Origin of the sequence: Paenibacillus sp. M2, from assembly GCF_046713495.1 — a bacterium.
Classification (GTDB): Bacteria; Bacillota; Bacilli; order Paenibacillales; family Paenibacillaceae; genus Paenibacillus; species Paenibacillus amylolyticus_B.
Genome location: NZ_CP169648.1, coordinates 1519278 through 1538777, shown reverse-complemented (window position 1 = coordinate 1538777; position 19500 = coordinate 1519278). Strand labels below are relative to the sequence as shown.

Annotated in this window: 18 protein-coding genes and 2 other annotated features (1 of these 20 cut by a window edge); of the genes, 6 read left to right on the top strand and 12 right to left on the bottom strand. The window is 46.1% G+C overall.

Translation table 11 applies throughout. The features are described from left to right. Positions 1–153: a binding site (T-box leader), on the bottom strand (it extends 184 nt beyond the left edge of the window). Positions 154–220: 67 nt separating this feature from the next. Then, positions 221–579, bottom strand: a binding site (T-box leader). A gap of 322 nt (positions 580–901) precedes the next feature. The 6 genes from tsaD to ACETMN_RS06870 form a co-directional block, all read right to left on the bottom strand. Continuing rightward, positions 902–1957, bottom strand: coding sequence for a tRNA (adenosine(37)-N6)-threonylcarbamoyltransferase complex transferase subunit TsaD (gene tsaD / locus ACETMN_RS06895; RefSeq protein WP_091015395.1), 1056 nt, complete (start codon positions 1955–1957; stop codon positions 902–904). Continuing rightward, a complete protein-coding gene (gene rimI, locus ACETMN_RS06890; RefSeq protein WP_036668955.1) occupies positions 1954–2475 on the bottom strand; it encodes a ribosomal protein S18-alanine N-acetyltransferase in 522 nt (173 codons plus the stop codon). The genes tsaD and rimI overlap by 4 nt, the downstream gene beginning before the upstream one ends. A 240-nt stretch (positions 2476–2715) precedes the next feature. Beyond that, entirely contained in the window at positions 2716–3564 is an 849-nt protein-coding gene (tsaB, locus tag ACETMN_RS06885) for a tRNA (adenosine(37)-N6)-threonylcarbamoyltransferase complex dimerization subunit type 1 TsaB (protein ID WP_091016184.1), read from the bottom strand. A gap of 2 nt (positions 3565–3566) precedes the next feature. Then, positions 3567–4049, bottom strand: a complete 483-nt coding sequence (gene tsaE / locus ACETMN_RS06880; RefSeq protein ID WP_091015397.1) for a tRNA (adenosine(37)-N6)-threonylcarbamoyltransferase complex ATPase subunit type 1 TsaE — start codon at positions 4047–4049, stop codon at positions 3567–3569. 266 nt (positions 4050–4315) lie between these two features. Then, positions 4316–4492, bottom strand: coding sequence for an H-type small acid-soluble spore protein (locus ACETMN_RS06875; RefSeq protein ID WP_026081228.1), 177 nt, complete (start codon positions 4490–4492; stop codon positions 4316–4318). A 4-nt stretch (positions 4493–4496) separates the two neighbouring features. After that, a complete protein-coding gene (locus ACETMN_RS06870) occupies positions 4497–4793 on the bottom strand; it encodes a hypothetical protein (protein ID WP_091015398.1) in 297 nt (98 codons plus the stop codon). 248 nt (positions 4794–5041) lie between these two features. Between ACETMN_RS06870 and ACETMN_RS06865 the strand changes: the two genes are divergently transcribed. From ACETMN_RS06865 to ligD, 5 genes are all read left to right on the top strand, one after another. Next, a complete protein-coding gene (locus tag ACETMN_RS06865; RefSeq protein WP_017690092.1) occupies positions 5042–5956 on the top strand; it encodes a Ku protein in 915 nt (304 codons plus the stop codon). 315 nt (positions 5957–6271) lie between these two features. Further along, positions 6272–7141, top strand: a complete 870-nt coding sequence (locus tag ACETMN_RS06860) for a VOC family protein (RefSeq protein ID WP_091015400.1) — start codon at positions 6272–6274, stop codon at positions 7139–7141. Positions 7142–7318: 177 nt separating this feature from the next. Then, on the top strand, positions 7319–8416 hold the full coding sequence (locus tag ACETMN_RS06855; protein WP_179198473.1) for an endospore germination permease: 1098 nt from the start codon (positions 7319–7321) through the stop codon (positions 8414–8416). A gap of 53 nt (positions 8417–8469) precedes the next feature. Beyond that, complete coding sequence (locus ACETMN_RS06850) at positions 8470–9420, top strand: RNA ligase family protein (RefSeq protein ID WP_411735933.1); 951 nt, start codon at positions 8470–8472, stop codon at positions 9418–9420. Positions 9421–9459: 39 nt separating this feature from the next. Further along, the gene (ligD, locus tag ACETMN_RS06845) at positions 9460–10350 is read left to right on the top strand and encodes a non-homologous end-joining DNA ligase (protein WP_411735932.1); all 891 of its coding nucleotides are present in this window, start codon (positions 9460–9462) and stop codon (positions 10348–10350) included. 55 nt (positions 10351–10405) lie between these two features. Here the strand turns inward: ligD and ACETMN_RS06840 are convergent, their stop codons facing one another. Continuing rightward, complete coding sequence (locus ACETMN_RS06840; protein ID WP_036668942.1) at positions 10406–11317, bottom strand: YitT family protein; 912 nt, start codon at positions 11315–11317, stop codon at positions 10406–10408. A gap of 348 nt (positions 11318–11665) precedes the next feature. Further along, complete coding sequence (gene cls / locus ACETMN_RS06835; protein WP_411735931.1) at positions 11666–13105, bottom strand: cardiolipin synthase; 1440 nt, start codon at positions 13103–13105, stop codon at positions 11666–11668. 376 nt (positions 13106–13481) lie between these two features. On the opposite strand from cls, the gene ACETMN_RS06830 reads away from it, so the two are divergent. Beyond that, positions 13482–14840 (top strand): hemolysin family protein, encoded by a 1359-nt coding sequence (locus ACETMN_RS06830; RefSeq protein ID WP_076209623.1) that lies wholly within the window; start codon positions 13482–13484, stop codon positions 14838–14840. Positions 14841–14965: 125 nt separating this feature from the next. Here ACETMN_RS06830 and ACETMN_RS06825 read toward each other — a convergent pair whose 3' ends face one another. From ACETMN_RS06825 to ACETMN_RS06810, 4 genes are all read right to left on the bottom strand, one after another. Next, entirely contained in the window at positions 14966–16555 is a 1590-nt protein-coding gene (locus ACETMN_RS06825; protein ID WP_411735930.1) for a stalk domain-containing protein, read from the bottom strand. Positions 16556–16613: 58 nt separating this feature from the next. After that, entirely contained in the window at positions 16614–17714 is a 1101-nt protein-coding gene (locus ACETMN_RS06820; RefSeq protein WP_411735929.1) for a DUF1648 domain-containing protein, read from the bottom strand. 23 nt (positions 17715–17737) lie between these two features. Continuing rightward, positions 17738–18133: a GntR family transcriptional regulator gene (locus tag ACETMN_RS06815; protein ID WP_091015413.1), complete on the bottom strand. Its 396-nt coding sequence runs from the start codon at positions 18131–18133 to the stop codon at positions 17738–17740. A 216-nt stretch (positions 18134–18349) separates the two neighbouring features. Then, a complete protein-coding gene (locus tag ACETMN_RS06810) occupies positions 18350–19423 on the bottom strand; it encodes an AI-2E family transporter (RefSeq protein ID WP_091015415.1) in 1074 nt (357 codons plus the stop codon). Between the last annotated feature and the right edge of the window lie 77 nt (positions 19424–19500).

Sequence of the window (19500 nt, the reverse complement as noted above, 5' to 3'; positions counted from 1 at the left end):
TGTCCATCAGGACAACTGGACGATTGATATCGTCCCCACGCTTCCACAACTCCGTTCCCGGGCGAGATTCGAATGATTCCAGCCACTGCGTCGCACCACCCCGCAGCTCTCTGAGCGCTTTATCGTTCTACTGCTCCCGTTCATCACATTTATAATATGACCTAACTTCATTCATCTTTATTTTGAAAATCAAAAAAAGCCTGCCACCTCATGCAATAATGCAAGAGACGACAGGCTGTTCACCTTCGCGGTACCACTCTTGTTGACTTCCTTCCTGTTCATTCAAGACAACCCATGAATGCTTTCGCATATCCGGATCACTTGAAGCAGCCTGAAAGCCCCCTCAGTTATTGTCAGTTGATCCTTCTAATAACGGTCCTACCGACAACGGCCCATTCACGGAGGCAACCCGTAACCATGTACTTTGGGCCATGATTGGCCTTCGGATTCTCCCAGGGAGTCACCGTGTTCCATCGTTCCGCTTCCAGGTGAGTTTCAGGTTTCCTTCGACTGCGTTGCACCATACCGCAGCTCTCTAAGACCGGGATTGACCTTACTATTCCTGTTCATCGCGTTTATCAGTTCAGGAAAATAACTTCCTGTTTAAATTTGTAACTAATATACATTCTTCACATGCAGGCTGTCAACTCTTAATCTCAAACAGCCTGTTTATATAAACTATAAGTGCGTGTTCAAAAAGATCGGTTTTCAGTACCGAGAAGATGGGATGAAGCTAGAAATGGAGTAGCGGAGCGTAGTCAAAACTACGTGAGCAACTACAATGTTTCCGAAGAAAACATACTTCGTAAGCCTCCCCCTTATTTCGGCTGAATTCCATCTTCGATGCTGGTGATGCCGCTAGGCATCATTCGTAATCAAAAGCGGGCTTTTTGAACAACCTCTATAAGGACTGAACGGACCATGCCTCCAGGGAAAGCCCCGGATCTGCCTTCGCATCAAATTCAGCAATTTCTCCCCGCTGCCATTTCAGATACGCAGCCGCTCCTATCATGGCCGCGTTATCCGTACAATATTCCATTGGCGGGATTAACAGTTCAAGCCCTTCCTTCGTGCATCGCTCCTGTAATGCCGAGCGTAACCCCCGGTTAGCTGCAACACCACCGCATAATAACAGTTGTCGTGAACCATATTCACGAACTGCTCTAACGGCTTTTTCCACCAACACTTCAACAACAGCTTCCTGGAAACCACGTGCAACCGCAGACGGCTCCAAGGTTTCTCCTCGCATTTTGGCCTGATTGAGCACATTCAGTACAGCAGACTTCAGACCACTGAGACTGAAATCGTACGAACCCGCTTCCAGCCATACCCGTGGTAATGGCACTACATCCTCCGCTTCAGACGCCATCCGGTCCACATGTGGGCCACCCGGATAAGGACAACCCAATGCACGTGCTACTTTGTCATACGCTTCGCCTACAGCATCATCACGTGTACGACCAATCAGTTTGAACTTGCCCTCGGATTCCATATGCACGAGTTCTGTATGTCCACCGGATACGACCAGTGCCATCGCTGGATATTGCAGTTCATGAGTAAGTCGGTTGGCATAGATATGCCCCGCAATATGATGTGTGCCAATGAGTGGTTTGCCCAGTGCCATCGCCATCGTTTTGGCCGCAACGATACCCACCAGCAGTGCTCCGACAAGCCCTGGCCCCTGTGTTACGGCGATTGCACTTAGATCACGTGGACGAATGCCGGACTGTTCGATCGCTTGTTCCAGCATCAACGTAATGACTTCAACGTGTTTGCGTGAAGCCACTTCAGGTACCACTCCACCAAATGCCTTATGCGTCTCGATCTGACTTGAGATCAGATTGGACAGCACTTCTCTCCCATCCTTAACAACAGCTACCGATGTTTCATCACAGCTTGTCTCCACCGCCAAAATGTAGGATGGTGCAGAATTTATTTTTTCATTAAGTTCGTTCATGAATCCAGTACGCTTCCTTCCTCTTCGCCGCTCCGGCCTGCAGACGGCAAGTTCGCCCACATAATCATCGCATCTTCCCCATTATCGGAGTAATACCCTTTACGAAGACCCGCCGATTCAAACCCTTTTTTCTGATATAAACGCTGAGCAATGCTGTTCGAGACTCTTACCTCCAGCGTCATTCGTTCCATCCCGAGATAAGCCGCTGTACTCATTAATTCATCCAGTAACTTTTCGCCAAGCTTGCGTCCACGATACGCGCCTCTGACTGCAATATTGGTAATATGGGCTTCATCCATGATGGTCCACATACCTGCATAGCCAATGGCTTTTCCTTCTAATTCCATTACCATATATTTAGCAAAATGATTGTGTGTCAATTCATTTTGAAATGCTTCTTCCGTCCAGGGCAGGGTAAAGGCCTCATGTTCAATCTCCATCACATCGGGAATATCCGCGAGTGTCATGAACCTGAACTGAAGCGTTGCTTCCTGCTTATTATTCGCCACATTGTCCATCTGCTTCCCCTCCCCTTTAGTGCGTGTTCAAAAAGACCGGTTTTCAGTACCGAGAAGATGGGATGAAGCTAGAAATGGAGTAGCGGAGCGTAGGAAAACTACGTGAGCAACTACAATGTTTCCAAAGGAAACATACTTCGTAAGCCCCCCGCTTATTTCGGCTGAATTCCATATTCGATGCTGATGATGCCACCAGGTATCCTTCGTAATCAAAAGCGGACTTTTTTTGAACAACCTCTTTTAGCCTTTGCGCAGCAGATTGGCTTCCGCTTCAGACAACTGGGTGTAGTTCGGCACCAGTGCATGCACGTCATCACGCTGACCTGCAAGCAGCTTGGCGGCGCCAAGGCGCCCAACCCAGCGGCCTTCCAGCTCATAAGGTACGAGCTGGAGTGCCGTTCCTGCGGGGCAGCGAAGCTCCGCGGCTGCCGCAGCATGAGGGCCCGTCTCGCCGACGATCCAGACGGCTGCGGGCCGCTCTTCCGGCGCCGCCTCCGCCATGCGGGCGGCGAGATCTTCCAGCCATCCGTCCATCTTGCGGATGGCATCAGGCGCCAAACGCCGGGGCGCATCGCTCCCGGCGGAGGCAAACAGCGCGGTGCACGCTTGACCGCGCCGTGCATCCACAAGCGGAACGATCCAGTGGACAGGGGCAGCACCTGTGCTGCCCTGGTCCGCGGATGGCGTTCCGCCAGCCCCTGCTGCGGCATCCTCTGTCGCAGCTTCCGCCTTGGCGGCAAGGCCGCTGTGCCAGCCGCCCCAGGCGATGGCCTGAAGGCTGGACACCCCGGCTACGGGGATGTCCCACGCCCAGGCCAGTGTCTTCGCCGCGGTCACCGCAATGCGGATGCCCGTGTACGAGCCTGGGCCAACGCCAACGGCAATGCCGTCAAGTTGCCCAGGCTGTGTGTTGCTGGCGGACAGCAGCTGTTCCATCACCGGTACAACGTGTACCGAATGGTTGCGCTCAGCCCGTTCATTGCGCTCTTCCAGAAGCGCATGATCTTCCATCATCGCAGCTGCCATCACTGCGGTGGATGTATCCAACGCCAAAAACCGCTGACGCGGCTCTTTTTGTAAATCTTCCATCATCATTTGACTCCATTCTGTCTGAACTGTCGGCACATGGCTGCATAAGTCTCGCCGTACCCATCCAGTGTAATCGTTCGATCCTCCAGGCCCGTTGTTTCAATCTGCACATGCAAATGCTCTTGCGGCAGCAATTCGGGAATGATACTCGACCACTCCACCAGACTGACTCCGGCTCCATAGAAATATTCATCAAGTCCAAGCTCATCCGCTTCTTCCAGCGATATGCGATATACATCCATGTGATATAAAGGTAGACGCCCTTCGTACTCCTTGATTAGTGTGAATGTAGGACTACTTACCACATCACGTACACCCAAATGCCAGGCAAATTTCTGTGAAAATGCCGTTTTTCCCGCGCCCAAATCACCATCCAAAGCAATCACCATGCCGGCGTTTGCCTGTCTGGCGAGTGCGAAAGCAAGTGCTTCTGTATCTGCAATGCCATGGGATTGATACACCCACTGCTCGTGCGTCTGATTCAATATTCGCCCCACCTTTGGCGGTCCAGCCGCCTGAGTTCACTTTGAACCTTATTATATCGGTCCCTTTCTTCCCCCGCAACATCCAAGGAGGCAAGCGGAAATATAACATGCATGATTAGTCATGTCTCAAAACTCGCTTCCTTCGAAGTTTCAGACACCTATTAGTAAAAACCAAAAAACCGGCACCTCTCGGTACCGGCCGTGATATGCATATATTTCAGCTTTTATTCATTCTCGAATGCTCAATAACTATATGCTACTTGTATCTACTCCTCCAAGCGGTCCACACGAACCGTCTGGGTATTTCCCGGTCTGCTGCCAACCTGAACGGTTGCCATACCATTGGCTTCATCCACATTCTCAATCCAGACTGGATCTCCCTCCAGCGTAACGGCAATGGTATCTTTGGAATCATAGATCGCTTTGGCGCGCTTCGCATCCATCATCTTATTCATACTCCCCTTCCGGATCTTCGTGGTCTTCCCTAATCATGGTGTCTGTTGTGCTATCACCAATATAACCGTTATCTTCCGTAACCTGCCCCCCGCCTAACCCTTCATTCACCATCCGGTCAATGTCGAGCATGAACGACTCCCGATCAAGGGGCAATTCTTCCGAAGTGACCGCTTCCCAGTTTACAGCTGCAGCAGGTGTATAGAATTCTTCAGCACTTTCGGCTTTGGCAAGAGGATACGGAGAAAATGCATGCTTGTGTGCTTCTTCCTCATCACGTCTGTTTTTCAATATTGCACCTCCCGGCATATGTGCTGCGAGAATAACTACCTATCCCATGCTCATCTTCCTGTCGAAATCCAAGCATGTTTCTGTTATCATCCCCGACTCTTGCTGAACCATACGAATTGTTCGTCTACAAGACGATTATCCCTTGCGCCAGATGCCCATACTATTGAATATAAATCCGTGTTCAAAAAGTCCGGTTTTAGTACCGAGAAGATGGAATTTTTGAACAACCTTTCGAAAGGAGCCGACCTATGCATACCGTCTGGAAAGGCGCAATCAGTTTTGGCCTTGTGCATGTCCCTGTCAAAATGTTCTCGGCTACCGAAGACAAAGACATCTCGATGCGCTATATCCATAAAGTCTGCGGCAGCCCGCTCGCTTATGTTCGTCAATGTCCATCCTGTGAAGTGGACGTGAAGTGGGAAGAGATTACCAAAGGCTATGAATATGAAAAAGGAAAGTTCGTACTCTTCGAGAAAGATGAATTGGAAGCGTTAAATGATTCCACCAGCAAAACCATTACCATCCTGGATTTTGTCGACTTGACCGAGATTGACCCAATATATTTTCAGAAAACATATTACCTTTCTCCCGATCAGGCTGGTGGAAATGCCTACCAGCTCTTGATGAACGCGATGCGGGATACCGGCAAAATTGGCATCGCCAAAATCTCCATTCGCTCGAAAAGCAGTCTGGCTGCTATACGTGTGCTGGAAGATTGCCTTTCCATGGAGACGATTTTCTATCCGGACGAGATTCGTCCTGTCTCCCAGGTGCCCAACTTGCCGGAAGTGCAGAACGTGAATGAAAAGGAACTCACGATGGCAAAGCTGCTGATTGATCAATTGTCCACACCTTTTGAACCCGGTAAATACACCGATGACTACCGCAGCAAACTGCTGGATCTTATCCAGCACAAAGTGGCAGGCGAAGAAATCAAGATTGCTCCAGCCAAACCTGAAGCCAATGTGATGGATTTGATGGCTGCCTTGCAGGCAAGTATCGAGGCCGTGAAGCCTATTCCGGCTGACCCTGGGACAACAACGGCCAAGCCTAAGAAACGTGCGCCACGAAAAACGCCTGCTCAAGCGGTTGCCGGAGGAGAATCCGATACACCTGCTGCACCAGCCAAAAGAAAAAAGGCGACACCCAAACCAAAAGTTTGAATGTCGCTAAGGCAAGACCGATTACGTTATATAACTCATGTAATGAGGTTTACTCCGATCCGGCTTCACAGTCGGATTTTTTGTTTTCAGAACTATTGAAGCAGTTCTTGTCAATAAAACTCCAGCTATAATTGTAAAATGCGATTGACGAAAGCAGATTTATATTTTATATTAACTTATGAAAAGTAACTTATTTATGAATATACAGTCACCCTGCAATTCTTCTTCAACAGCATGCCATTTAATAATCCGTTTTCAACGCATATAAACAATCAAACAAGAACCCATATTATCTATGATCAGGAGGAAACAATCATGAATACAACGTATCAAATCCCTGCCACAACCCATCTGGGTGAAGTGAGTCTCCGAATTATGAACCTGGACCGTTCGATTAAATTCTATACCGATGTGGTTGGATTGAAATTGCTGGAGCGGAGTGGCAAAGTGGCTACACTCACAGCCGACGGGAAACAGTCCCTGCTGCGATTGGAAGAACTGACGGATGGAATTACTCTGCCGGAACGCTCACACGCTGGCTTGTACCATTTCGCCATCCTGCTGCCTGACCGTAAGTCCTTGGGTCTTGCTCTTCGTAATCTGGCTGCATCCGGTATCGATATCGGCCAAGGCGATCACTTGGTCAGCGAAGCCTTCTATATCTCCGATCCCGATCAGAACGGGATTGAGATCTATGCTGACCGTGCACGTGATACCTGGAAACGGGATAGCGACAATAACTACGTAATGGCAAGTGATCCTGTTGATGTGGAAAGCCTGTTTGCCATATCGGAGAATGAACCTTGGCAGGGCCTGCCTGCTGGCACCGTTATTGGTCACGTACATTTCCACGTCCGCAGCCTGGAAGAAGCCCGCAACTTCTACACCGGCGTACTCGGTTTCGATATCGTGGGTAACTTCGCCAACATGTCAGCACTATTTGTATCCGCAGGCGGCTATCATCATCATCTGGGATTGAATATCTGGGCAGGAGTGAATGCACCTGTTAATCCAGATAACGCTACAGGAATTGACTACTTCACCATTGTCTACGCCACAAAGGATCACGTGGAACAAGCACTTGAACAATTGCGTCAATCCGGCGCAGTCGTTACACAAGTGGAGGGTACCTGGTTTACGGTAGACCCACAAAATATTCGTATACGTCTGACAACTGCGAACTGATTTTGTTTAGGCGTTACAATATGTTTGCTTAACCTCATTTTAGTAAGCCCGGGTAACTGATTTCTCTACATCACAGAGAGATCGGCTGCACGGGCTTTTTGAGTTGGCTTTTATAAAACTGGCACAATTGGTGCATTCTAACCAATACATAGACAAGATATGTTAAGGAGATACCTCATGATCGAAAAGGGACGTTTGACTGTTAGACAGCTCGCTTCACTCATGTTCCTGTGTACAATTGGGGAGCAGATTCTGGTCTTCCCTTCCATGATCACATCCTACGCTCATCAGGATGCCTGGTTATCAGCCTTATTGGGAGTCGCAGGGGGCCTTGGCATACTCTTCATTATGCTTGTTGCCTACAAACTGCATCCCCGGTTAAATCTGATTCAAAATGCCCTTCGAACACTGGGACCCTGGATCGGGACCTTGTTTGGCTCTTTTTATCTCTTTTATTTCCTGATCAGTACCTCAACGTTCATTAGGGAGATTGGCGATTTTATGTCTACCCAGATCTTGCCGGAATCTCCATTACTGATTCTGCATTTGGTTTTTATGTGTGCGCTTGTCTGGGGACTTCTGTCCGGTCTGGAGAGCATTGGTAAAACTGCAGAGGTCTTTCTTCCTCTGATCGTGTTGTTCCTGCTTATTCTGACGGTGTGTCTAATCCCCCATGTACGTTTGGCCAACATCCAACCTGTGCTGGCACAAGGATTTCTCGATCCATTCAAAGGTTTTGTTGCTGTACTCACATATCCCTACTGTGAGCTATGCATCTTCATGATGCTCTTTCCATACACAAAAAATGAGCCCCATCTGGAGAAGGACATCCTGTTAGCAGGGATGATTGGCGGATTGTTACTCACACTGACGCTAAGTATGTGTCTGCTCGTTATGGGACCATGGATGACCCAGCATCACTGGTTCGCTTCATTCAACCTTTCACAGAAGATCAATATCGGAAACTTTGTGCAACGCATCGAAGCCTTCATAGCATCGGTCTGGATTATCGCTGTTTTCTTCAAAGCCACCCTGTTCTTCTACGGTTTTGTCCTGGGCGTCGCTCACCTGTTTCGCTTGTCCAGTCACCGTTCTCTGATCCTGCCGGGTGCCATGCTTATTCTCGCCATGTCTATTCTAATCTCTCCGAACGAGCACTTTTATCTCAAGGTCGTTATTCCCTATTGGATTGATTGGGATCTGACCTGTGGCATAGCACTTCCGTTACTGCTCATTTTGGTGCATCATATGAAATCCCGTTTTCAAAAAATATAACTAAATTCCGAATTAACCTGCGCTAATTGGTTGATACGAGAGAGGAGTTCCCCATGTTCAAACCTTTGATTCCATTCGAGCCTATCTCCAAAGATACTTTGCCCACAGGGCCGCAATGGATTGCCCAGGTCAAGTGGGATGGAGTCCGTATGCTTGCCTATGAGGACGGGCAGGAGCTGCGCCTGGTGAATCGCAGATTACATGATCGAACCGCACAGTATCCCGAGCTGGTAACACCACGCAATCTATGTTCAGGCTCCTCTTATATTTTGGATGGAGAAGTTATTGCGCTGGACCCAGACACCGGAAAACCTTCGTTTTATCACGTTCTTCGACGGGATCGGATGAGCAGACCCGAAAGTATTGCCCAAGCCATACATCAGATTCCGGTCACATATATGGTATTTGATATCCTGTTTTATGAGGGGAAATGGGTAACGGATCAGCCTTTGGCAGATCGACAGCGCCTGTTGCACGAGGTCCTTAACACCGCTCCCCATGTTCAGGAGGTCACCAATACACTTGATGCCGCTTCCCTGCTTACGGTCATGAGGCAACATCAGATGGAAGGCATTGTCTGCAAGGATCTCACCAGCAGTTATGGCATACAGGGCAAGGACCAGCGCTGGCAGAAGGTCAAAATCATGCATGATGTATATGCCATGATCGGGGGAGTCACGTACCGGAGCGGTATTGTGAATGCCGTCGCGGTCGGTGTATATGATGGGCCAAACTTTGTCTATATTGGTCATGTCGGGACTGGCAAGCTGAACTCCAATACTTGGCGGGAACTCACACATCAAGTCGAGCCTCTGATCAGGCAGGACAGACCGTTCCATAATGTACCCGAGCGCAGTGCAGAGACCACCTGGGTGGAACCACGAATAGGAGTCAAAGTGCAATATATGGAGCTGACTCATCACCAAACTCTACGCCATCCCAGTATTCAGACCTTCGCGGATGTAACTCGTGAGGATTGTCTGGCGAATCAGCTTCTTCAATGAATGAGTTCGTATATAGATTACGTATAGGAGGTGTTCCATATGGCCCCCAAGATCCAGGGAACCATCATAATAGAAGGCACAGAACTGACGGTCACAAACCCGGACAAGCTGTTATGGCCGGATGCGGGTGTTACCAAAGCCATCTATCTGCAAAAGCTGGCCGCTCTGGCTCCTTATCTGCTCAAGTATACGAGCAATCGACTTCTCACCACGATAAGGTATCCCCACGGCGCTGGAGGAACATTTTTCTATCAAAAGAATGCCCCTGAGCCTGTACCAGATTATGTGCGCACTGAAGTTCACGACGGCATCCGCTATGTGGTCATGAATGGACTTCCCGAATTGTTATGGCTTGGCAATCTGGCCGCACTTGAATTTCATCCTTCTCTGCATACTGTGGGAAGCCATCTGCCCTGTGAATGGATGATTGATCTGGACCCCTCTCAGGAACATGAACCCCGGATTATGCAAGCTGCACTCATCGTTGGCGAAACCCTGACTTCCCTTGGTCTGAGGTCCATTCCCAAAACTTCGGGCGCAACAGGAGTTCAGATCATCGTTCCCATCGTGCAAGGGGTAACCTTTGATGAATTGAGAGAGGTTGGTTATTTTGTAGGCAAATATGTCGCTCAAAAGCACCCGGATCTGTTCACACTGGAACGACTCAAAAAGGACCGTGGAGACCGCATTTATTTTGACTATCTCCAGCATTATGGAGGCAAGACCCTTGCCGCTCCCTATACACCACGTGCCAAATCTGGCGCCACTGTCTCTACACCCCTTACCTGGGATGAGGTTCGAAGCAACGTCTCCATCCAGGATTATCATCTGATGAACATTATTGAACGCTTGAACCAAACCGGTGATTTAATCGCAGCTGTTGAACCCCAACCCCTTGAACACATTCTCAAACATTTGAAGAAAAAATAGCCGACTCCCTCATCACAAGGGTGTCGGCTATTATCATTCATGTATATATCAATCGCTAATGGATACCTTTTTTCTTGAAACGTCCGCCCTTCACGTCATGAATGTTACCGATCGCCACAAAGGCTTGCGGGTCCCAATCTTCAACGATGGTCTTCAGCTTCGCTTCTTCCAAACGGGTGATCACGACAAAAATGATCTTTTTCTCGTCCCCGCTGAATCCGCCCTCTCCATCCAGGAAAGTTACACCACGACCAAGACGGTCTGTCAGGGCTGAACCAATATCACGATATTTCTCACTAATGATCCATACCGATTTGGACTGGTCAAGTCCTTCATTCACAATATCAATCATCTTCATCGCAATATAATATGCAATCATGGAATACAGGGCATTCGGCCAACCGAATACAAATCCTGCACCTGCGAAAATAAACACGTTAATGAACAATACAATCTGTCCTACAGACAACGGTGACTTCTCACTAAGCAAGATGGCCACAATCTCCGTACCATCCAGTGAACCGCCAGACCGAATGACAAGTCCAACACCCACACCCAGGATCAATCCGCCAAATACAGCTCCGAGCAAAGGCTCCCCTGGTGTTAATGCAGGAACATGGTGCAATAACGAAGTCCCGATGGACATGACCACGATCCCCAGCAGCGTGGATAACGCAAATGTTTTACCAATCTGCTTGTAACCCAGAATCAGGAAAGGCAAGTTGAGCAAGGTCAGGAATACGCCGAGTGGCAGATGTGTAAGTTCTGACACCATAATTGAAATCCCCGTAATCCCACCATCAATAACACCATTCGGTACGAGAAACACTTCAAGCGATACAGCCATTAGTGCAGCACCGATCAGAATCATCACAATACGTTGCAGCAGCTTTAATGTAAACACCGAGCTTTTGACCCCGCGGTCAGCTTGCTTGGCTGTTAGTTCTTTCACCGTTACATTGGACATGGTACCCCCCCCGTTAAATCAGTGTGTGAATCCATTTTATAAATCATTTAAATACTCAGGGTGAATCTACATATGGAGAACAGCAAACTGCGTTCTATATGTACCCTGGCTATACAGCGCAAGCATCTAAAGGCGATATAAAATGGATTCAAAATATTATTCATCCCGGTTTTCACTTTCAAAAGAGAGCAAAAGGGAGCCTGTTTTCCCGCAGACTCCCCTCCTTCGCCAAGACATGATTTATATATCTATTATATCATAAAAGATCAAATTTGCGCAAAATACTCAGCAAAAAGAAGATAAATTCACAAAAAGTGAACTTATCTTCAGAAATCTGCCCTAAATCGGCTAAAGAAGCGGTGAAAGCATCCGAGAAAGCATTTCTGCGCCTTTTTGCCATCGTGAACGCTTCTGAAATACCTCCCCATCGATCTGACTGCATTCCCCGAGATCACGTTCAAAGTCAGTGATCAAACGCTGAATCGGAGAGGACTCGAACAGGACAGCCGTCAACTCAAAATTGCAAAAAAAACTGCGCATATCCATATTGGCCGTGCCTACCGTTGCAAGCAACTCATCCACAATCATCACTTTGGCATGTACAAAACCTTTGCGATATTGGAAGAACTCAACACCTGCTCGCAGAAGTTCCTCTACATAAGAAAGAGATGCCAAATGAACAAGCTTTGAATCGGATTGATATGGAATGATAATTTTCACATCAACGCCACTGACAGCAGCTGTTTTGAGTGCCTCATAAAGGGCAGGATCAGGAATAAAATAAGGTGTGGTAATGTAAATCCGGTCACAGGCTACCGAAATCGCCCCAAAACACATTTCCTGAATGGCATCCCAGTCCTGATCCGGCCCACTGGCCAGAATCTGAATTCGTTCTTCCCCGCTACAGATATGAGGTGGAAACAATTCCGCAAGCTGGGGTTCGGTAATTCGCTCACCGGAAGCCAATTTCCAGTCGTTCAGGAACGTACTTTGCAGGAAGTACACGGCATCTCCCTCGATCTGCACATGTGTATCCCGCCAGAAACCCACCTCTGGATATTGTCCAAGATAATCATCGCCTACATTAATGCCACCCACGAAACCTACCTGTCCATCCACAACAACAATTTTACGGTGATTCCGGTAGTTTACTCTTCGGTCAATCGTTGCAATCAGTGGCGGTAGAAAATAATGAAACTCCACACCTGCATCCTGCAGTTTGCGGATAAAACTCCAGCTCATCTTGTGACTGCCGAGACCGTCACAAATAAACCGAACCTTCACGCCCTCCTGTGCCTTGCGAATCATGACATCCTGAAACTTCGTACTGATCACATCATCACGGAAAATGTAAAATTCCACATGCAGATGGTGCTTTGCTTTTTCCATTTCTCTCAGCATTGCCGCAAATGCCTCTTCACCATTTGTGAGCACCGTACTGTGGTTACAACCTGTAATCGGGCTCTCCGACAGATGGGATAACAGGTTAAACAATCGATGCTGGTGGCTGAAACGATCGCCAGGCATCTGTTCGACATCTCCAATGATGTGGGCCTGTTCCCAGATCGTTTCCTTCATTTCACGGAAGATCCGCGATCCACCCTTTCGGAGTTTTTTTCGTTTGTTATAATCCTGCGCCACGAAGTAGTACACTACAAAACCGATCAAAGGCACGCAGAACAAAATAAACAGCCAAGCCACAGCTTTAGCCGGATTACGAAATTCCAGCAAAAGAATTGTGGCTGCCTGGAAAATAAATACGAGTAATATAATGACCAGCCAGAACATTCGGCTTCCTCCTCAAGTGGCAAGCTTCATGACCTTGCCCTTCTCTCACCTACACAGCTTTGACGATTATGTATACGGCTAATCATAGATACCCAATGTACCCCCTATTCGTAACGTTTGTTTAGATAAAACTTTACATAAGCAGACGGAATACTTGATTCTGGAAATTCAAATTTCTACTTCGTTCATTGTATATTCTGACTGTGTTACCTTCTACATATCAGTTTAATGATGGAGCAGATTCGCATTGTGACGCCAATCTGCTCATTCCACCTTCCAGACTCTTCCTCATTTCTTTGTCTGGAGGTGGTCTTCTTACGTAAAATTAGATATAATAATCGTTAAAAACTTATTACCTAAAGGAGAAGAGCAGTGAATGGAAAGTGAGAGGTATGCGTTAAATTTAGTAATGGTTGCTTTTTTGATAGGACTTTCGGCGTTTTTTGTTGCAGTGGAATTCGCTCTGGTGCGGGTTCGACCGAGCCGGATCGACCAAATGATTGCAGAAGGAAATAAGCGTGCGCTGGCTGTTAAACAAGCCGTTGCCAATCTGGACGGATATTTGTCTGCCTGCCAGCTTGGAATCACGATCACATCTCTGGGACTGGGCTGGCTGGGTGAACCAACGGTAGAGAAGATTCTCCACCCTGTGTTTGAAAGCTTGCAAATTCCTGAGGCGGTTTCTTCATTCTTATCGTTTGTTATCGCGTTTGCTTCCATCACGTATCTGCATGTTGTGGTTGGTGAACTCGCTCCAAAAACGATTGCAATCCGGAAAGCCGAAACTGTTGCACTGCTGACGTCTACACCTATCATCTGGTTTAACCGAATTATGTATCCTTTTATCTGGCTGTTAAACGGCTCAGCGAACCAACTGGTGAAACTGTTCGGAATCAAACCGGCTTCTGAACATGAAGATGCACACTCCGAAGAAGAGTTGCAGATCATCATTAATGAAAGTTTTGAAAGTGGTAAAATCAACCAAGCCGAATTCGGTTATGTAAGCCGGATCTTTGCTTTTGATGAGATGTTAGCCAAAGAAATCATGGTACCCCGGACCGATATGGTCTGCCTTTATGTGAATAGAACAAACGAGGAAAACCTGGAGATCATTCGTGAAGAACAATATACACGTTTTCCAGTAGTGAATGAGAGTAAAGACGATATCATTGGTATCATTAATACGAAACAATTCTTCCTGGAACTTTACGGAAACGATGAACCTGTTGATCTATCCTCCCTGATTCAGCCTGTATCGGCTGTTCACGAAACAACTCCTGTGAAGGACTTGCTCAAGAAAATGCAAAAGGATGGCGTACATATCGCCGTACTTGTCGACGAATATGGAGGAACTTCCGGAATTGTAACCATCGAGGATGTACTTGAGCAGATTGTTGGTGAGATTCGCGACGAGTTCGACGCAGACGAAGTGGAAGATATTCAAGTCATCAATGAGAACTATGTCATTATGGATGGCAAGGTTTCCTTATCGAAGGTGAACGACATGTTTATGTCCAGCCTGGATGCAGATGAGTGGGACACCATTGGTGGATGGCTCTACAGCCACCGTCCCGAGATGAACGAACAGGAAGAATATGAGTTCGAAAATCTAATCTTTGTTTTGCTGGAAAAAGACAAAAATCGGTTCTACAAAGTGGCCGTTGTTCCCAAGGAACCACTGACCATGTCTGATTACACAGATGAAGACGAGAAAGAGTCCAATTGGTCTAAATAAAGCAAATTTATAAATAAGAAGAGGAGCTCTTGCCTATTTGGGTAAGTGCTCCTCTTCTTATTATATCTCGCCCTATCCGTCAATTCTCCAAATTATCATTCAAACCAAGAATGGAACTCCCGTTTTTAGTTTGATTTTAATACCCACTTCGCAATATCATCGATAATGGCTTTGGAGACATTAGATGGCTCAGCGTACTCTTGACCGATTGAAAGTCCATTATAGTTGGATAAAAGATGATTTACCTTTGGATAGCTATTGTACGTTACATTGGAATGACCTTGAAGAGCCGATTTCCAGGTTTGGAATTGATTCATAGACACTTGCACATCGTTTTCGCCTTGTATAACAAGCATAGGTGTATTTTGTGTTTTAGCCAGTTCCGCAGGCACATAATCTCTTTGCTCAAACCACCAATAAGCAGGTTGAAGCGGAAACGTCTCAGGAAGATGATCTACAGAATATTGTGGATCTTTAACCATCGCAGCTACATTTTTATAAAAATCAGCTTGCCCTTGAATGACATCCGTGTCTAAACCAAGCTGCTTCATCCGCTCTACCAATTCGTCCTGCTGCTCGGTAAGCACATCCACAAAGCTACTACTTGGTGCAGCAAGTAGAATACTTCCTGCAATATCATGTTGTTTATCCTCAGCAATGATTAACGGCATTGCAAACCCGCCTTGACTATGTCCAGCTACAAAAATCGCTGTAGAATCAATATGTGCATTCTTTTTAAGTAATTCCACTGCATCGTTTACCTGATCTACGCTCTCTTGTTTTAATGTGAATTTAGGCTGAGAAGCGACCTTATAGGTATGCTCATACGTGACCTTATCGTATCTTAATACAGCAACTCCTTGTGAAGCTAAACCTACCGTAAGATCGCGAAATGGCTTTGCACCACCAATGGCAGCATCTTGATTGCTAGGCCCAGATCCGTGTACCAGAATAACAACTGGGAAAGGTCCCTCTCCCTTTGGCAAAGTTAATGTCCCTGGTAAAGCTAAATCACCCTGACCAACCGTAATCTCTTGTTCTGTATAGGCAGATGGGTCGTCGTAGCTTGGTTTTTGATACACATCTGGAGTAGTGGCGGCAATATGCAAATCATCCACAAGTCCGTTATGATTCATTCTGACCGTAATATTTAAACGAGTCAGCTCTGTTTTGAACGTATAGGTAACATTGCGATGCACTGTATTATCTTCTACATGCTTAGCTATGGCTTCACTTGTAATTTTACCATTTTGTCCTTCTAAAGCTCCCCACAGCTGACTCAACAACGTGGGTGATAACACTCCACTCACAGAGGTATGAACATACTTGGCAGCCTCCTTGCCATCGCCCTCACTAATAAGGGAAATGAATATATCCTCAGGTGCTGCCTTCAGCGTCTCGGAAAGAAATGCCCCATCCATAAAAGTAACTCCTTTCGTTAACTGAACAGGATTGTTTAAGGATATGGCTTGCCCATTCACCATCGCCTGTTTCTCTCCTACCTTAACTACAATTGTAAGCTCACTTTTTCGTATTGTGATTTCTCCTGTCTTTTGTTGCCAAGATACCTCTGCCCCATTCTGTTCTGCAATCTCACGAATAGGAACAAGATTTTTACTACCAGCGGATTTTTCAGCAGCTTCTGAGATGGATGTCACCGGAAGAATGAGACCTACGAAAGTAAGAGAAAGTAATAGCTTTTTCCAATTGTTCATTGTAATAACTCCTCCTAATAATTAATTTCATCTATTATATGCATAGAATTATGAGCATTTATTGGCTCAGAACTCTGCTTAAAACAACAATAGCAATAATGAATAACACTAGAACCCAAGATAGTGGACGAGCGAAGTTAATCGTCCAACCTATTCCATAACGTTTTTCTACGGTAAAAGAAGGGTCTTTGGGATTGAAGTAAATAAAACCAAGTTTCCAATATTCATCGTCATTCACAGGCTGCTCCTTGGACCGTTCGCGATCTTCCTGATGGCTCCTAATTTTTCCACCGCCTTGTCTGCCTGTAAGAGACAGCAATATAGCGCCTAATAAGATCGCCACTGAGGTGATCAGACTAATCGCTGTTAACAAGACCTGATTAGGAACGAACATATTGATCTGAATGAAGGCAAATAAGATGGTAAGAAGCAAACCTGTTATGATCGTAAATAGGGACCACTTACGGCGGAATCGGATATGATCAGCAGCAAATTGGGCAGGATTAGATGGAGTAAGCTGTTGTTTGCTTGTTTTAATACTCCAGTTCACCAACATCATCAGTGCAATGATTCCTAGCTGTACAAGGTTAATAGCCAATACTGAAAGGTAGGTTTTGGGCACACTGGAAGTGACATTGCCCTGAAGATCATATTTCATCGGAATGACGTTAGGTAGTGCGTTATAATTCAAGATTGTAATGATCGCAATGGCTACAATAATAGCCATGTGAACGAGAAACCAATAGTTGGAATAGGTGAGTTTATTTTGGCGGAAGGTGGTATCGATTTTAACCCTTTGAGGTACTTCTACAGTTGTAAGTGTTTCTTTTATCTTTTTCATCTTGAAATGAAATAATATGTGTAGTGCGGCCCAGTACACAATGAATATCATTGTGCAAACACCGGTGATCATCGTGGTAGACTCTTCATTGGCAGATCGGAGTATATACAGACAGGCAAGAATAATCAACCCGTTTCCGATCAGACTTACTGTAGCAAACGTTCTCCGGAGCTTACGTAAGACTGGTGTGTAATAATTATATTGACTTACCGTAACCCCAAAGCTGATTGTTTCCCTTGTCACATAAGGTGCAAAGGATAGCAGTAAGGCTAATGGAGCAAAGATTAAAATGATAGGCAATATACTAAATAGTTGCATACATAACACACTCCCTTGATTCTTTATTCTTTGTTGTGACCCATCCTCACATCATCATACATTTGGTCTAACACTGCAGATAGTTCCTCTTTGGTCATTCCGCGACATATCGCTTCCGCAATAATCGGTCTTAATTCTCTTTGCTGCTTTTTCAAAAAATCATCTGTTAAATCTGGCATTCCATCAGGGTTTACCACAACTCCCTTTTGTCTATGAACCAGAATGTATCCATCTTGCTTGAGTAGTGTGTAAGCCTTGTTGACGGTGTGAAGGTTAACACCGATATCTGCGGCCAAATTCCGAACCGAAGGTAACGCCTCACCTAGCTGTAACTCACCACTAGCAATGCCTTCAATAATTTGATAAACAAGTTGCGAATAGATGGGAAGTTCGGATTGCATATCCAGTTGAATAATCAAGGGTTCACCTTCTTTTTTGTTATCTGTTATATATCAAGTATAACAGATATAACATGAGTGAGCAATATGGATGAAAAAAAGCCGCATACCAATGGCGAGGGTAAACTTACCTGACCCTTCACCATTGATATGCGGCTTATCCTGTTGAGCTTATCGATGTGATTCAATAACAAACATTAGTAGTGGCACATGACAGCGTTGTATTTCAAATTCCATTTAAGTTTCAGTCTTATCTTCGACAATCCGATAATGGATTTTGCGAACTATAATTTTCAGAATCATATATAGGGGAATCACGATGATCATACCCAAGATATTTCCCAGGTCAGCACCCACGAGCAACAGGATAACGGTAGTCAGTGGATGAATATCAAGCTGCTTGCCATAGACATAAGGTGAGATCAGGTTATCCTGAATTTGCTGTGCGATTACAATGATGACCAGGGACCAGATCGCCATCGAAGGTGATTCAATAAACGCAACAATGACAACCGGAATAGCTGCCAGCAAAGCCCCCACATAAGGGATGAAGTTCAGAATGATGGATACAACGGTCAGCAGCAAAGCATAAGGCAAACCTAAGATGAGAAAACCGATGTACATCAGAATCCCCAAGGCCACATTAACAATAACCCGGCCAACAATATAGTTACTTAGTGCTTCATCGATCTCATGGACGGTTTCTTCCCCATCCTTCCGATAATGTCTTGGCAACAATAAGGTTAGATTCGTTCCAAACTTGCTGCCTTCCTTGAGCATGTAATACAACATGATCGGGAACGTTGCCAGAATAATAACCAGATTGGATACCACGGAGAATAACCCGGATACATAATCGGTTACCTGAGTGATCCCTTGACTCAGAACATCGGATAAACGTGAGAATAGATTGGAATCATCAGGCAGGTATCTGGATACAAAATTGCTCTTTTCAAGTGCATTCAACTGATCGCTGAGTGAAGTAACCAACGCTGGAGCATTCTCCACGAAATTCATCAATTGTTCACGCAGGGAAGGCCATACAAGCACACTAAAACCTGCAAGTATTAATGCAATTACGACATAAATAATCAGAACTGACAATGCACGTTTAATCTTATGCCTTTCCATATAATCGACGAGCGGACGCAGCAGATAATAGAAGAAACCAGCAATCAGCAGCGGAATGATGATGATGTGAATCAGTGAGGTCAGGGGGCTGAAAATAAAGTTCACTTTTTCCCCCAGATACACGATGAGCAGCAACAGAATTATCGCTGTGCATATGCGGTAGAACTTGTTATTTATCAAGAAACGTAATCCCTCCATGCGCTGCTCTGCCAAAGTGACTGCGGCGTTCATATGTATATCTAGTCATTTACTTATGA